Below are 14,064 nucleotides of genomic sequence, written 5' to 3'. Positions count from 1 at the left end.
TGCGCGATCAGTCCGCTGCCTCGCCAAGCCCGGGGTTCACGCGCTTGCCGATGTCCTTGAGCCGCGCCAGTTGGTCGATCATCGAGGGGGCTTCATCCAGGCAACTGACGAAAGTCCACAGGTAAGTCATCACCGCATAGATATGCCCGGCTTTTACGGCCGGCGACAATGCCAGTTGCGTGATGGCAACCACAAACAGCAGCGCCGCCAGGATGCCAATGAACAGGAAGGCGATGGCCTCACGGTCCGACAAGCGGATGCGCAGTCGCGACAGCAGGCGATAATGACGGTGCAGGGTATGCGCGCCGACGGCTTCCACCATGCCGATTTCCTTTTCCAGGCGATTGTTCAAGCGCTCATGCAAGCGCTGGTTACGCCGGGCGAAGCCGGGCATCACGGTGACGCACAGCAGCAGCGCGAGCAGGCATGCCACGCCAACCCATGGCTCGATCACCAGCAACATGCCGGCCGCGCCAATGATCGAGACCAGCGCGGTGGCGATGATCGGCACGTGCTTCTCGAAAAAGTCGACAAAGTCCCGCGCCAGCACCACCCGCGCCGCCGCCTTGGACGTGCTCTGGCGTTCCAGGCGCTGATTGAGGATCACCGGCACCGCAAGATCGGCGTAGATGCGCGTAAAGGTGCGCGTATCCAGCGCGCGCCGCGCCGCCCCCACCACCCAGAACCCCAGCACCACGCCGGCATAGAGCAATGCGCTGGCGGCATCGCCACGGATGATTGAGTCCACGGCAAACCCGGCAAACAGCGGGTAGGCGAGCAGCAGTGCATTTTCCAGCGCCACCAGCGACAAGGTCGCGAACAGCTTGCCGGGGTAGGCCCTGGCAATGGCCTTGAGGGTCTGGCTGGCGGATTGCTGACCGAGCTTTTTGCTTTCTTCGAGCACAATCCTAGGGGTTACGGACGGCATGGGCCACCTGTCGAGCGCATCATGGGAGGATAGATACCGCGGGCGACGCCGAGCAGATAGCGCGCCTCCTCGGTCATCAATAACAAATTGATCTGCACTTCTTCGATAACGATTTCCAGGGCGATCAATATGCAAATGGCCGGCGCTGCAATCAGCCAGTGACAATAAGACTGTGTGATCAACGACGCGCACACACCAATCAACCACAACGCCAATACGCAATGCGGCGCGTACTTCTGCAGGGGAATCCAGAAGCGCTGCAACTTTCGCAGTTTGAGTGTGTAGAGCGTCAGTGACGCTTCCAGCTGTTTGGAGTCAACAAGGGGGCGAGCGGAATGCAGAGTCGGCATAACAATTGTCCGCGTAAAACATTGAACGTCATTTGCCAGGTGTTGCTTCATTATCCCGGCGCCCGTGGCCTGGAAGGGTTTGATTGAACCAGGCAAGATTGATTGCTGTGACTTCGACCCATTCGCCCTGAGTTGGCATCCTTTCGCAGCTCTTGAACGCGATACAACGTCCTTGTGAGTTCAATAAGGCAAAGTGGCGATATTTCGTGGCTCTATTAACTATAAAAATAGAGAGGCGCATGCCATCACCTTTGTCGGTTTGAATATTCAAGCGGGTTTGGCGTTATATGCAGTTACACCTCAGTAGACTCCGTGTAGGTATCCAGGCTTTGCGTTGTTGTTGGCCAACTGAGTTCAAACACGGTGCCGCCGTTAATCGATGTCCGACAGCTCACCGTGCCACCATGGGCGATGGCAATCGCGCGCACCACGGCCAGGCCCAGCCCACTGCCTCCCTGGGCACGGGAGCGAGAACTTTCGCCGCGCTGGAACGCATCGAAAATATGCGTCGCGAACGCATCGTCCACCCCCGGCCCCTCATCCGTGACTCTCAGGAAGTTGCGCGAGCGTTGGCTGCCGAGTTGCACCCAGACATTGCCCGGCGTCGCATGCCGGCGGATGTTGTCCAGCAGCGCCAGCAACGCCTGGCGAATCCGCGCGCGGTCACAGCATATCGGGCCTTTGAGCAGGTCCAGGTGCAGCACGAAGCCGGCGCTGCGCAGGCTCGATTCGAACAACCGTGCTTCGGCTTCCAGGTCGGCGGCCAGGTCGGCGTAGTCGGGTTCGAGCTTGAGGTAGCCGCTGTCTCCCAGGCCGACCACGCGCAGGTCTTCAACCAGGCGCGTCAAGCCTTCCACTTGCGTCAGCAGGCTGTAGAACTGCGCGGTGTCCGGTTCGAACACACCTTCGGCGAGCCCCTGCAGGCGGCCGCGCAAGATGGTCAGCGGCGTGCGCAACTCATGGGCGATCGCTGCGTTCCAGAACGCCTGTTCTTCGGCCATGCGTTTCAGTCGGTTGGCCATGCTGTTGAAGTCATCCACTAATAAGGCGGCTTCGCCCAAGGATTGATCCGGCGCCACTGCGCGGGCATCCAGGTCGCCATCGGCCAGCCTGCGCAGGCTGGCCGCCACCGAGTTCAAGGGCATCAGAATGCGCCGGGACAACTTGATCGCCGCTGCGACGCCGACACCCAGGCTGACGCAGGTGATCAGGCTCATCCAGGCCCACTCCATGCCGCTGGGCAGCCACTCATCCATTTCCGCGTCGCTCAGCGGAGCAAACGACCACAGCAACCCATAAAAAACATAGGTCCCGACAATCGCCAGGGTTATCACACACAGGACCACGGCCGACATCGACAGGATAATCTGCCGACTCAAGCTGTTGGCGCCTTTCATGGCAGGCTCCCGAACCGGTAGCCGACCCCGCGGATACTGGCCGGTACGCCTTGCAGTCCGAGGTCCTCGATTTTCCTGCGCAATTTGCTGATATGGCTGTCGACCGTGCGCTCCAGGCTGTCGCTCTCGGGCGAACAGAGGGCCAGCAACTCGGCGCGGCTGAACACGCGCCGGGGCGCCTTTGCCAATTGCGCGAGTAACTTGAATTCGGTCACGGTCAGGTTCAATGGGTGTTTCTGCCCATCGATGCTGACGCTCACGTCATGGTTGTCGATGTCGATTTCGAAGGCGTCCACGCGCAGCACGCTGCGCCCCGTCAAATAGCCATTGTCGATGCAGCGGCGCAGCACCGCCTGGGTTCTGGCGACGACCTCGGCCGGGTTGAACGGCTTGACGATGTAATCGTCGGCGCCAATACGCAGCCCCATGAGTTTGTCCACGTCCTGGTCCTGTGCGGTCAGCATGATGACCGGCGTGTTACCGCGGTGACGAACCTCCGCCAGTACCATCCAGCCATCCAGTTTCGGCATCAGTACATCGAGCAGCACCAGGTCGGGCTTGAGCGTTTGATGCAGTTCGAGTGCGCGACGGCCATCCTGCGCATGCGCGGTTTGAAAGCCGGCGCGTTTGAGATAGGCCGTGAGGATATCGGCGATTTCCGGTTCGTCTTCGGCGATCAGGATCAGTGCCTGATTAGCGGTTGATGCAACGAGTGATTCGGTCATGTTCTGCTCGGTCGATGTGCCCTGTGCTACCGGGCCATGCTGCAACGGCGCGCGGTTTTCTGGCAACGGGTTGGATGATGCACGGCAAGCATGCACTTTCAGCGTAGGTTTTATGGAGAAATGATGGAGACGCAGGTTTATTTTTCGTCGCGCGGGGGAGGGGGGTGAACGCTGCCTGATGCGGCGCGTTCAGGCGAAGCTGATGCGGTCGCTGTAGGCGTTCTGCACAATTTTGCGCTGGTAGTCACAGGGTGTCGTACTGACCAGCTTCTTGAAGTCGCGCAGGAAGTGTGACTGATCGGAGAAGCCCAGGTCCAGCGCCAGTTCCGAGAAGGATACATCGTGCTGGGTGTTCAATGTTTCCAGGGCCGCCTGGCAGCGAATGATGCGACAAAAGATCTTCGGCGACATGCCGGTGTCCTGGCTGAACTGGCGATGGATGGTGCGGCTGGTGTAGCCGCTGAGGTCTTCAAGCTGCTGAATGCGCAGGTCACCGCGATGCACCAGGGCCTGTTGAATCACCATCGCCGTCAGTTTCGAGGTCCTGCCCATCAGGCGCGGGGCCAGGTAGTCATTGAACAGCCTCATCTGCTCTTCCAGCCGTGGGGTTTGCACGATGTTCTCGAACATGCGCTGGGCAAACCCCGAGACCTTGAGCAGATCCAGCTCCTGTTCGGTCAGGTCCGCGGCCAGCACATTGATGAAGCCTGGAATGACCCCCGGTGAAAAGCGCACGCCAAAGTAGTGATGATGCTGGTGCAGTTCGACGCGCTGCGCCTCCAGCGGCGTGCCGCAGATCCGCACGGTGGGACGTGTGGCATCGCAGTCGAAAACGATGTCCACGCAGCCATCCGGCACCGCCAGCACGTCGGTCGATTGGGCGACATCGAAGGCATAGAAATGCGAGATCGCCGGGTGTTCGGAAGGCATCACCGAATACCGCGATGAGTTGAGTACGAACCAGGGTTGTTCGTAGGCGGTTGGGTGCCGCGGCCTCGGCGCACACAGGTTGACCATGACGGAACCTTCGATTGGCAATATGCGCGAATATTCAGGCATTTATCGCGCCAACTCAGGTGCCCGCGGCAAGCGCCGATGTCCGAAATTTACAATACCGCCGATAAGCCCAGCCCGATACTCGGACTCGACAGCGTGGGAGCCGCGCCTACCGCAGCGATATCACCTTCAGCCCGAGAATAATTATGTCCACGACTACAAAAATAGACTTCATCTACCTGTCCGAGCAGGACATGATCCGCGCTGGCGTCACCGACATGCTTGCCTGTGTCGACACCATGGAAGAGATGTTCGGCCTGCTGTATATCGGCGACTACCGCATGGCGGGCCCGAACAACGATTCCCACGGCGCGATGGTGATTTTCCCCAAGGAATCACCATTCCCGAACATGCCCAAACCCACCGCTGACCGACGCATGATGGCGATGCCGGCCTACCTGGGCGGCAACTTCTGCACCGCCGGCGTGAAGTGGTACGGCTCCAATATCGCCAACCGCGACAAAGGCCTGCCGCGCTCGATCCTGATGTTCACGCTCAACGACCCCGACACGGGCGCACCGCTGGCGCACATGTCGGCCAACCTGCTGTCGGCGTATCGCACCGGCGCGATTCCCGGCGTGGGCGCGCGCCACCTGGCCCGCAAGGATGCCAAAGTCGTCGGCCTGCTGGGCCCGGGGGTGATGGGCAAGACCACGCTGGCCGCTTTCATCGCGGTGTGCCCGCAGATCGATACCTTGAAGATCAAGGGACGCGGCGAGAAAAGCCTCAACGATTTTATTGCCTGGGTAAAGCAAACCTACCCACAGGTGACCACGATAAAAGTCGTCGACACCCTCGAAGATGTGGTCCGCGACGCCGACCTTGTTACTTATTGTAGCTCCGGTGAGGTCGGCGACCCCTCGAACTACCCAATCGTTAAGCGTGAGTGGGTCAAACCGGGCGCCTTCATGGCGATGCCGGCGTCCTGCTCCCTGGATGAAGGCATGGAGAGCTCCGAGGTGCGCAAGGTGCTGGATAACACCGGCCTCTATGAAGCCTGGTTCGAAGAGTTGCCCAAGCCCGCGCACCACTGTGTGCCGGTGATCGGTGTGCGGTTCATGGACATGATCGCCGAAGGCAAGATGCAGCGCGACGAGCTCGAAGACATCGGCAAGATCGTTGCCGGCGATGCCCAGGGCCGCCGGAACGACGAAGAGATCATCATCATGTCGGTGGGCGGCATGCCCGTGGAAGACGTGGCCTGGGGCACGGTGGTGTATCGCAATGCCATCGCAAAAGGCATCGGCGTGAAACTGAATCTGTGGGAAACCCCCGCGTTGCGCTAAGCCACCCTTATCCATCTGAAGAGGCAACGACATGACCAAAATCATCAAGCTCAAGACCGGTTCCCCGTTTGAAGACCAAGCCAGCTATTCACGCCTGGTGGTGGTGGACAACTGGATCTATGTCTCCAATACCGCAGGCCGCAACCCGCAAACCAAGTTGATCCCCGAGGACATCCTCGAACAGACGCATCAGGTATTCGCCAACATCGAAACGGCCCTCGCCGCCGTCGACGCCAGCCTGGCCGATGTGGTGTGCTCGCGGGTGTTCATCCAGGACCCCAAGGACGTTCCGGCGGTCATGGGTCTGATCGGCGAGAAGTTTCGCGGTGTCGATCCGGCCAGTACCGTGACCTGCCCGCCGTTGGGCTCGACGGTCTACAAGGTGGAACTGGAAGTGACGGCCTATCGCAACGCCTCCAAGGCGCAGGTCGAAGTCATCCGCCTGTCGCAATGACCGCTACGCGGCCGTGCGCTTGCGCGGCCGACCTCAATCGCTCACAGAGTCTTGATCATGGCCCCGACTATAGCGCCCGTGAACACGTCAACCACGTTCCCCTTCGCGACGTCCGTCGTCATCATTGGCGGCGGGATTATCGGCTTGACGGCTGCGCTGACATTGGCCGAACGCAATATCGCGGTGGTGGTGCTGGAAAAAGGCCGTATCGCCGGCGAGCAGTCCTCACGCAACCTCGGCTGGGTACGCAAGACCAGCCGGCACGCCGCCGATATCCCCTTGGCCCTCGCCGCAGATCGCTTGTGGGCGCAGATGCCTGAGCGGGTCGGCGCCGACGTCGGGTATCGGCAAGAGGGCATCATGTTCCTGGGCCGCAACGAGGCGCAGATGGCGATGCATGAAAGCTGGCTGAAATCGGTCGAACATCTGTCCCTCGACTCGCGGTTGCTGAGCCAGCGCGAGATCGCGCAACGGGTGCCGGGCGGCGTGGCTGACTGGGCCGGCGGTATCTTTACGCCATCCGATGCGCGGGCCGAGCCGACCCTGGCCAGCAGTGCGATCGCCAAGGCGGCCATGGCCAAGGGCGTGGTGATCATCGAGCAGTGTGCGGTGCGTACACTGCAGATGTCCGCCGGCAAGGTCAGTGGGGTGGTCACTGAAAAGGGTGAGATTCGCTGCGATCAGGTATTGCTGGCCGGGGGGATGTGGTCGCGGCGCTTTTTGGGCAACCTCGGCGTGGCGTTGCCGACCTTGGCCTTGACCTGTTCGGTGCTGCGCACGCATCCGATGGACGGGCCTACGGAAATCGCCGTGGGCGCGCCGGACTTTTCCTTTCGCAAGCATAAGGACGGCGGTTTCATCATTACCCAACGCGGCAAATTGGACGCCTACCTGACCCTCGATCATCTGTTGCTCGCCAAGCAATACATGCCGCAGTTTCGCGCGCAGCGCAGCGTGTTGAACGTGTCGCTGGGCAAGTATTTCTTTAACGACCTGGCGCTGGCCCGGCGTTGGTCGGCCGACAGTGTCAGCCCGTTCGAACGGGTACGGGTGCAGGACCCGGCCGCCAACCCGCGGCTCAACAACGATGCGATGAACAACCTCAAGGCCGCCTGGCCGGTATTCGAGCAGGCGCGGATCGCCCAGGCCTGGGCGGGCACCATCGACGTGACGCCGGACTCGAACCCGGTGATTGGGCCGGTCGCGCAAATTCCCGGGTTGACTGTCGCCACCGGTTTCTCGGGGCACGGTTTCGGTACCTCGCCGGCGGCCGGCCATCTGGCGGCGGATATCGTCAGCGGGGATACCCCGATCATCGATCCGAGCCCGTATCGTTTCGATCGTTTCTAAGCCGGCCCAAGCCCAGCCTTCATGGAGCACAACGATGTCGCCTGCCAGCTGTTTTTTTACTAATCGCACAGGCTTGCGCCTGCATTTTCTGCAATGGGGCGAGCCGAGCGGCGTGCCTCTGGTTCTGCTGCACGGCTTGCGGGCCTATGCGCAGACCTGGGAGTCGCTGGTGCAGGCGTTGGGCCCCGGTTACTGCGTTTACGCCCTGGACCAGCGCGGTCGCGGGTTGAGCGATTGGGCCACGCCGAGCAGCTACCACACGCAATCTTATGTGGAGGATGTGGAGGACTTCGTCGCCCACCTCGGTTTGCAACGCTTCGTGTTGCTGGGGCATTCGCTGGGTGGCGCCAATGCCCTTGAATATGCACGGCAAAACCCAGGGCGTTTGCACGGGCTGATCATCGAAGACATCGGTCCCGGCTCTTCGATCCAGGGCGACGGCGCGGCGCGTATTCGCCGTGAAATGAGCCAGACGCCGTTGCACTTCGACAGCTGGGCGAGCGCCCGCGCTTTCTGGCAGGCGTCGCGCCCGGGCTTGTCGGAGCAGGGCCTCGCTTCCAGGCTGGCGCATTCGATGAAAGCGCACGAAGGGCTGATCAGCTGGCGGCACGATCAGCAAGGCATCGCCGAGGCGCGCCTGAGCATCGAGCCGACCGACCTGTGGCCGGCGGTGCGGGCCTTGGACTGCCCGACCCTGTTCATTCGTGGCGGGCGTTCGGACTTCCTGCCCACCGCGACGCTGCAGGCGATGCGTGACAGCAATCGGCAGGTGCAGACGGTGGAAGTCGCGCACGCCAGTCACTATGTCCACGACGATCAGGGCGAGACGTTCAACCGGCTGGTCGCTGACTTTCTCGCCAGCCTCACGACTCCCAGCCCATGAAGGCAAGCGCGCGCCGGCACTGACGTTTACGCCGCATCGAGACTGGCGCGGATCTTGTCCGCCAGCGCCAGCAACGGCGCGGCATACTGCGCGACCACCGCTTCGATCGGCTGCGGGGTCGACACGCTGATATTCAAAATGTGGTCCTGATAATTGCGTATGCCGAGTGGGGTCGAAATAGCCACCACCTCGGCCTGCCAGGACGCCGCGCAATACCCGCGAAGGCGGATGCTTTCATCGGCCTCGGCGATCTCGGCCGCCAACCCCTCCCATCTGGCGTCGCAGCGCCTGGCCTTGAACAGCGCCAGCAGCGCTTGCTGTTTCTGCGTTGGAATCGTCGCCAGGTAAGCGCGTCCCAGCGAGGTGAACTCCATGGGTACCCGTTGCCCGGTTTGTACGGTGCGTGGCGTGTTCTTGCGACTCAGGCGGATCGACTCCAGGTAAATCATTTCATCGCGGTCGGCGGCGGCCAACCCGACATTCACCCGGAGTGCATGAGCCGCCTCGCGCATCAGTGGCGCGGCGCGCTGAATCAGTGAACTGCTGTTGTACATGGCGTTGCCCAAGCAAAGCGTGGCGGGCGCGAGGCGATAGGCGCTGCGCTGGCCGTCGTACACCAGCATCCCGCTGTGAATCAGCGTCTGGGTCAAGCGACTGATGGTCGACTTGGACAAACCCGTGCGCTCGCTGATATCGCCATTCCCCAGGTACTCGGTGCCCGCGCGAAAGGCCCGCAGAATCTCGAGGCCCCGCTCAAGCGAGCGGTTGAGGGGCGCCTTGCCCGCACCGGGTCTGTCCAGGCCGTCATCCTCTCTCATCGTGTTCCACCCAGTGGAATTGGCGGATTGTTAATCATGGGGAGCTCCATAGACTCGGATCAGCGCAAGGCCTTTCAGTTTGGGCCGCTGCCATGCCAACAACAAGAGAGAGATTCCCCATGACGATGTTGCAAAGTGTTACTTCGCCGATCCACATGACCGTTGATGACGACGGTATCGCCGTGCTCACGCTCAACCGCCCCGAGGCGCGTAATGCGATCAGCGACGAGATGCGCAGCCAGATGATCGAGCTGCTGGAGGAGGTCGCCGCGAACCGCGCGATTCGCGCACTCATCATCACCGGCACCGGCAAGGGTTTCTGCGCCGGAGGCGACATCAAAGGCATGGAAAAGCGCATGAGTGCGCCGGCGGGCGAGGTGGCCTACAACGGTTGGAAGCGCCAGCAGCGCGTGCATCATGCGGTGTCCCTGTTGCTCAACCTGCCCAAGCCGACGCTCGCCGCGGTCAACGGCGCCGCCACGGGCCTGGGGTGCGACCTGGCGTTGAGCTGCGATTTCGTGGTGTCCTCGCGGCAAGCCAGTTATGCGATGAGCTACATCGCACGGGGCCTGATTCCCGACGGCGGTGGCTTGTATCTGCTGCCGCGTCGCGTCGGGCTGCCCAAGGCCAAGGAGCTGATCTATACCGGGCGCACCGTGCAGCCTGAAGAAGGTTTGGCGATCGGCCTGGTGGACCGGCTGGTGGAGCATGACGACCTGCTTGTGGAGGCCCGGCGCTGGGCCCTTGAGTTATCCGCCGGCTCGGCCACTGCGCTGGCCTTGAGCAAATCCATCCTGAACAACAGCTTCGAACTCACCCAGGCCCAGGTATTGGCCATGGGCAGCCAGGCCCAGGGCATCTGCTACACCTCCGCCGAGCACCAGGCATCGGTCGCCGCTTTTCTGGCGGCCAAGGCGAAGAGGGGGTGAGCATGGACAGCATTTCCCGCCTGATGAACCCGCGCAGTGTCGCCGTGATCGGCGCCTCCGGGGACGCGCAAAAAACCTCCGGCAGGCCCATCGCGTTCTTGCGTAAACATGGCTTCGCCGGCCGCTTGTACCCGGTCAATCCACGCTACGCCGAGATCGATGGATTGACGTGCTATCCCAACATCGCCGCATTGCCGGAAGTGCCGGACGCCGCCATCATCCTGCTCGGCCCCGAACGCGCCAACCAGGCCGTGGCCGAATTGGCGGCCATGGGCACGCCGGCGGCCATCGTGCTTGCCGGTGGTTATGGCGAAGCCGGCGAGGAGGGCATCGCGCGCCAGCAAGCCTTGCAAGCCGCGCGAGGCAACATGCGCGTGCTGGGGCCGAACACCATCGGCCTGATCAACCTCACTCAAGGCATCACCCTGTCTGCCAGCGGCGCACTTGATCAGGAGGCGTTGCGGGCCGGCAATATCGCGGTGATTTCGCAAAGTGGCGGGATTCTCGGCTCTATCCTGTCCCGTGGCGCAGCTGCCGGCATCGGCTTTTCAAAGTTGGTGGCAACCAGCAACGAGGTCGATCTGGACGTCGCCGATTTCGTCGATTACCTGGTGGATGACGCGGCAACCGACGTTATCGCCCTGTATCTGGAAGGGCTTCGCGACACGGCCAAGTTCAGCCGTGCCGCGCTCAAGGCGCGCGCTGCCGGCAAACCGATCGTCGTCTTCAAGGTCGGACGTTCCGAGGCCGGTGCCCGCTCGGCGGCGTCCCATACCGGCGCCCTGGCCGGTGCCGACGCGCTCTACGATGTCTACTTCAAACAATTGGGCATTGTTCGCGCCCAGACCTTTGCCGACTTGCTCGACCTGCCTTTCGCACTGGCCAGCCGGCGCACGATGGCGGGCAATCGTGTGGCGATTCTGACCTCCACAGGCGGCGCCGGTACGCTGATCGCAGATGCCCTGGGCGCCAGCGGGTTCGACACCCCACCGCCGGGCGAGGCCACCGCCGCGCGTTTGCGCGATCTCGACATCGGCGACCAGGCCGTGCTGGATCGCAACCCTATCGACCTGACGCTGGCCGGCCTGCAGCCGCATATCATGCAGCAGGCCATGTGCATCCTGCTGGAAAGCACGGACTACGACGCGGTCATCAGCGTGGTGGGGTCGTCCGGCGTCGCCCGCCCGACATTGATGGCGGATGCAATCCGCGACAGTCAGCGCGACAGCCGCAAGCCGGTCCTCGCCTATGTCAGTCCTTATGCACCGCAAGCCTTGCTGCGCATCAACAGCAACCAAGGCATCGCCTTTACCGCGCCTGAGGCGTGTGCCAGTGCGTTGCTGGCCTTGAAAGGCCACAGCGCTGTCGAGCCGTGCGCGGCGCCGACGCAAGCGCGCAATCAAGCCATGACCGCGACGGAAGTTGAGCAATTGCCGAGCGGCACCCTGGATGAACGGCACAGCAAGGCGCTGTTCAGCCGCTTTGGCGTGCCGGTCACCCGCGAACGGGCGGTTGAGCATACGAGCCAGGCAATAGACGCCGCTCGTGCGCTCGGCCCCAAGGTTGTGCTGAAGGTGCTCTCCGAGCGCATTCCCCACAAAACCGAAGTGGGCGGCGTCGCGCTCGGTCTTACCGAACACACCATTGGCCAGGCGCTGGAACACATGCGCGGCGTGGTCGCGGACAAGGTGGGTTTTGTCCCCGAGCGCTTTCTGGTTCAGGAGATGGTCAGCGGCGGCCACGAGCTGATCCTGGGCTTCCATCGAGACCCGCAACTGGGGCCTGCGTTGCTACTGGGGATGGGCGGTGTCAGCGCCGAACTGCTGCGGGACACCAGCATGAGGCTGCTGCCGATCAGCCGCAACGACGCGCAGGCAATGCTCAGAGAACTGAAAACCTTTGCGCTGCTCGACGGCTATCGCGGCGCCCCCAAGGCGGATATCGGTGCGCTTGTCGACTGCATCATGGCCTTCGCCGATATGGCAACGACCTTGGGCACCAAGCTCCACGAAGCCGAAATCAACCCTTTGCGCGTGTTCGCGCAAGGGCAGGGTGTCAGGGCGGTGGATGGCCTGGCACTGCTGGCGTGAGGCAACACCTGTTCCACTCTGTGGAATAGGTGGATTGACCCTCACAGCCCCGGTTTCATAATCAAGACAGCTTCATCAACGACTCATAAAAACAAGTAGGTCGCTATGAACGTACTCAACTGCACATCGAACCAACGGCTCCCTCTGGGCAACCTGCATTTTCAGAGAAGGAGCCCATCATGCCTGTCGCATTAAAAGCCATCACCACGCCAGCTGGCGCGGAACGGGATGAGCGCGCGTCGGCGCTGATCCAATTTATCGGTGTTTCCAAATCCTTCACGGTCAAGGGCGTGGCCAAACAGGCATCCCACAGCATCAACCTGTCGATCGAGAAGGGTGAAGTGGTCACCGTGGTCGGGCCATCGGGATGTGGTAAATCCACACTGCTGAACATGGTCGCGGGGCTGTTCGCGCCCACCGAAGGGCAGGTGGTCTACAACGGCAAAGCCGTATGCGGGGTCAATGGCCGTACCGGCTACATGACCCAGAGCGACCACTTGCTGCCCTGGCGCGATGTGGTCGGCAACATTGCCGTGCCCCTGGAAATCCAAGGCATGCCCAAGGTGCAACGGCGCGAGCGTATTCAGGAACTGATCAAACTGGTCGGTCTTGAAGGCTTCGAAAAATCCTACCCCAGCCAACTGTCCGGCGGCATGCGCAAACGTGCGGCGCTGGCCCGCCTGCTCGCCTATGACCCGGAAACGCTGCTGATGGACGAGCCTTTCGCGGCATTGGATGCGCAACTGCGCATGCGTATGCAGACCGAGCTGATTCGGCTCAGTCGGCGCTTGAACAAGACCGTGATCTTCGTGACTCACGACTTGGATGAAGCCGTCGCCCTGGGGGATCGCTGCCTGATCTTCGCCGGCCGGCCCGGCACCATTGTCAAGGACGTGCCGATCCCGCTGGGCGAGGAGCGCAACATTCTCCAACTGCGCAAGGACCCCAGGTACCACCAGCTTTGCGGCGACTTGTGGGACTTCATGACCCCATCTTTGAACGATGCATCGGAGGGTAACCGAGCATGAATATATTCCTTGGACGTCTGGCGATCTTCATCACACTGTTCGCCACGTGGGAGCTGTCATCGGGGCCGTTGATCGATCCCTTTTTCGTCAGTTCTCCCAGTGAAATCGCCGGCAAGTTCTACGAGCTGGTGATCAGCGGAAGGCTGTTTTCCCATGGTGGGATCACGGTGGTGGAAACCCTTGCCGGCTTCGTGCTCGGGGCGACGGTCGGGATCGGGGTGGGGTTGCTGTTGGGCCGTAACGAATTGCTGGCCAAGCTGCTCGATCCGATCCTCGTGTCGATCTATAGCTTGCCGAAAGTGGCCCTGGCCCCGCTGTTCATCATGTGGTTCGGCATCGGGATCGAGATGAAGATCATCCTGACCGCCACCATCGTGTTCTTCCTTGTCTTCCTCAACACCTACAGCGGCGTGCGAGCGGTCGACCGCGAGCAGCTGGAGATCCTGCGCTTGATGGGCGCACGCGAGCATCACTTGATCACCAAGGTGGTGTTCCCTTCGGCCATCCAATGGGTATTCACCGGGCTCAAGCTCTCGGTGCCTTACGCGCTGATCGGGGCCATCGTCGGCGAAATCATGGCGTCCAATCGTGGGCTCGGCTATCTGCTGCAAGATGCGGCGGGGCAGTTGGACACCGCTGGGGTGTTCGCCGCGTTGGTCGCCATCATCGCTCTGGCGCTGCTGCTGCAAGCGATCGTGCGTATGGTCGAGACACGCCTGATGCCATGGAAAAAAGATCTGGGTGATCGTGAAGCTTCGGTTTGACCTGTT

General features: G+C 61.8%; 14 protein-coding genes. 8 read left to right on the top strand and 6 right to left on the bottom strand.

Annotated features, from left to right (window positions below; genetic code table 11):
- Positions 1-7 precede the first annotated feature (7 nt).
- The 5 genes from ACP7E3_RS25565 to ACP7E3_RS25545 all read right to left on the bottom strand — a co-directional run bounded on the left by ACP7E3_RS25565 (position 8) and on the right by ACP7E3_RS25545 (position 4,417).
- Positions 8-928, bottom strand: coding sequence for an ABC transporter six-transmembrane domain-containing protein (locus ACP7E3_RS25565; protein ID WP_169881452.1), 921 nt, complete (start codon positions 926-928; stop codon positions 8-10).
- Positions 916-1,278: a hypothetical protein gene (locus tag ACP7E3_RS25560; protein ID WP_057004881.1), complete on the bottom strand. Its 363-nt coding sequence runs from the start codon at positions 1,276-1,278 to the stop codon at positions 916-918. The genes ACP7E3_RS25565 and ACP7E3_RS25560 overlap by 13 nt, the downstream gene beginning before the upstream one ends.
- Before the next feature lie 293 nt (positions 1,279-1,571).
- Positions 1,572-2,675: an ATP-binding protein gene (locus tag ACP7E3_RS25555; protein ID WP_411220410.1), complete on the bottom strand. Its 1,104-nt coding sequence runs from the start codon at positions 2,673-2,675 to the stop codon at positions 1,572-1,574.
- The gene (locus tag ACP7E3_RS25550) at positions 2,672-3,400 is read right to left on the bottom strand and encodes a response regulator (RefSeq protein ID WP_046384079.1); all 729 of its coding nucleotides are present in this window, start codon (positions 3,398-3,400) and stop codon (positions 2,672-2,674) included. Before ACP7E3_RS25550 ends, ACP7E3_RS25555 begins: the two co-directional genes overlap by 4 nt.
- Before the next feature lie 189 nt (positions 3,401-3,589).
- The gene (locus ACP7E3_RS25545) at positions 3,590-4,417 is read right to left on the bottom strand and encodes an AraC family transcriptional regulator (RefSeq protein WP_026140022.1); all 828 of its coding nucleotides are present in this window, start codon (positions 4,415-4,417) and stop codon (positions 3,590-3,592) included.
- Positions 4,418-4,602: 185 nt separating this feature from the next.
- On the opposite strand from ACP7E3_RS25545, the gene ACP7E3_RS25540 reads away from it, so the two are divergent.
- Genes ACP7E3_RS25540 through ACP7E3_RS25525 form a run of 4 tightly spaced genes read left to right on the top strand, consistent with a single transcriptional unit; the run spans position 4,603 to position 8,429 of the window.
- Positions 4,603-5,742: a tyramine oxidase subunit B gene (locus ACP7E3_RS25540; RefSeq protein WP_026140023.1), complete on the top strand. Its 1,140-nt coding sequence runs from the start codon at positions 4,603-4,605 to the stop codon at positions 5,740-5,742.
- A 31-nt stretch (positions 5,743-5,773) separates the two neighbouring features.
- A complete protein-coding gene (locus ACP7E3_RS25535; protein WP_017846980.1) occupies positions 5,774-6,196 on the top strand; it encodes a RidA family protein in 423 nt (140 codons plus the stop codon).
- A 57-nt stretch (positions 6,197-6,253) separates the two neighbouring features.
- Positions 6,254-7,546, top strand: a complete 1,293-nt coding sequence (locus tag ACP7E3_RS25530) for an NAD(P)/FAD-dependent oxidoreductase (RefSeq protein WP_128192039.1) — start codon at positions 6,254-6,256, stop codon at positions 7,544-7,546.
- A 34-nt stretch (positions 7,547-7,580) separates the two neighbouring features.
- Positions 7,581-8,429, top strand: a complete 849-nt coding sequence (locus ACP7E3_RS25525) for an alpha/beta fold hydrolase (RefSeq protein ID WP_426124785.1) — start codon at positions 7,581-7,583, stop codon at positions 8,427-8,429.
- 26 nt (positions 8,430-8,455) lie between these two features.
- On the opposite strand, the gene ACP7E3_RS25520 is transcribed toward ACP7E3_RS25525, so the two are convergent.
- Complete coding sequence (locus tag ACP7E3_RS25520; RefSeq protein WP_046384076.1) at positions 8,456-9,247, bottom strand: IclR family transcriptional regulator; 792 nt, start codon at positions 9,245-9,247, stop codon at positions 8,456-8,458.
- A 119-nt stretch (positions 9,248-9,366) separates the two neighbouring features.
- Between ACP7E3_RS25520 and ACP7E3_RS25515 the strand changes: the two genes are divergently transcribed.
- The 4 genes from ACP7E3_RS25515 (at position 9,367) to ACP7E3_RS25500 (ending at position 14,058) form a co-directional block, all read left to right on the top strand.
- Entirely contained in the window at positions 9,367-10,176 is an 810-nt protein-coding gene (locus tag ACP7E3_RS25515; protein ID WP_177030025.1) for an enoyl-CoA hydratase/isomerase family protein, read from the top strand.
- A gap of 2 nt (positions 10,177-10,178) precedes the next feature.
- Entirely contained in the window at positions 10,179-12,266 is a 2,088-nt protein-coding gene (locus tag ACP7E3_RS25510) for an acetate--CoA ligase family protein (protein ID WP_426124782.1), read from the top strand.
- A 179-nt stretch (positions 12,267-12,445) separates the two neighbouring features.
- The gene (locus ACP7E3_RS25505) at positions 12,446-13,294 is read left to right on the top strand and encodes an ABC transporter ATP-binding protein (RefSeq protein WP_426124780.1); all 849 of its coding nucleotides are present in this window, start codon (positions 12,446-12,448) and stop codon (positions 13,292-13,294) included.
- Positions 13,291-14,058: an ABC transporter permease gene (locus ACP7E3_RS25500; RefSeq protein WP_046384073.1), complete on the top strand. Its 768-nt coding sequence runs from the start codon at positions 13,291-13,293 to the stop codon at positions 14,056-14,058. The genes ACP7E3_RS25505 and ACP7E3_RS25500 overlap by 4 nt, the downstream gene beginning before the upstream one ends.
- The last annotated feature ends 6 nt before the right edge of the window (positions 14,059-14,064 follow it).

The organism is Pseudomonas sp. PSPC2-3 (assembly GCF_049898265.1).
GTDB lineage: Bacteria > Pseudomonadota > Gammaproteobacteria > Pseudomonadales > Pseudomonadaceae > Aquipseudomonas > Aquipseudomonas veronii.
The sequence above is the reverse complement of the archived record's forward strand: the minus strand, read 5'-3'. Positions and strand labels throughout refer to the sequence as shown.

Excerpts from the sequence above, each read along its gene's own strand:
- ACP7E3_RS25530 (WP_128192039.1), top strand. The coding sequence starts at position 6,254 with ATGGCCCCGACTATAGCGCCCGTGAACACGTCAACCACGTTCCCCTTC.
- ACP7E3_RS25525 (WP_426124785.1), top strand. The coding sequence starts at position 7,581 with ATGTCGCCTGCCAGCTGTTTTTTTACTAATCGCACAGGCTTGCGCCTG.
- ACP7E3_RS25555 (WP_411220410.1), bottom strand. The coding sequence starts at position 2,675 with ATGAAAGGCGCCAACAGCTTGAGTCGGCAGATTATCCTGTCGATGTCG.
- ACP7E3_RS25515 (WP_177030025.1), top strand. The coding sequence starts at position 9,367 with ATGACGATGTTGCAAAGTGTTACTTCGCCGATCCACATGACCGTTGAT.
- ACP7E3_RS25550 (WP_046384079.1), bottom strand. The coding sequence starts at position 3,400 with ATGACCGAATCACTCGTTGCATCAACCGCTAATCAGGCACTGATCCTG.
- ACP7E3_RS25565 (WP_169881452.1), bottom strand. The coding sequence starts at position 928 with ATGCCGTCCGTAACCCCTAGGATTGTGCTCGAAGAAAGCAAAAAGCTC.
- ACP7E3_RS25500 (WP_046384073.1), top strand. The coding sequence starts at position 13,291 with ATGAATATATTCCTTGGACGTCTGGCGATCTTCATCACACTGTTCGCC.
- ACP7E3_RS25505 (WP_426124780.1), top strand. The coding sequence starts at position 12,446 with ATGCCTGTCGCATTAAAAGCCATCACCACGCCAGCTGGCGCGGAACGG.
- ACP7E3_RS25560 (WP_057004881.1), bottom strand. The coding sequence starts at position 1,278 with ATGCCGACTCTGCATTCCGCTCGCCCCCTTGTTGACTCCAAACAGCTG.
- ACP7E3_RS25535 (WP_017846980.1), top strand. The coding sequence starts at position 5,774 with ATGACCAAAATCATCAAGCTCAAGACCGGTTCCCCGTTTGAAGACCAA.
- ACP7E3_RS25540 (WP_026140023.1), top strand. The coding sequence starts at position 4,603 with ATGTCCACGACTACAAAAATAGACTTCATCTACCTGTCCGAGCAGGAC.
- ACP7E3_RS25510 (WP_426124782.1), top strand. The coding sequence starts at position 10,179 with ATGGACAGCATTTCCCGCCTGATGAACCCGCGCAGTGTCGCCGTGATC.
- ACP7E3_RS25520 (WP_046384076.1), bottom strand. The coding sequence starts at position 9,247 with ATGAGAGAGGATGACGGCCTGGACAGACCCGGTGCGGGCAAGGCGCCC.
- ACP7E3_RS25545 (WP_026140022.1), bottom strand. The coding sequence starts at position 4,417 with ATGGTCAACCTGTGTGCGCCGAGGCCGCGGCACCCAACCGCCTACGAA.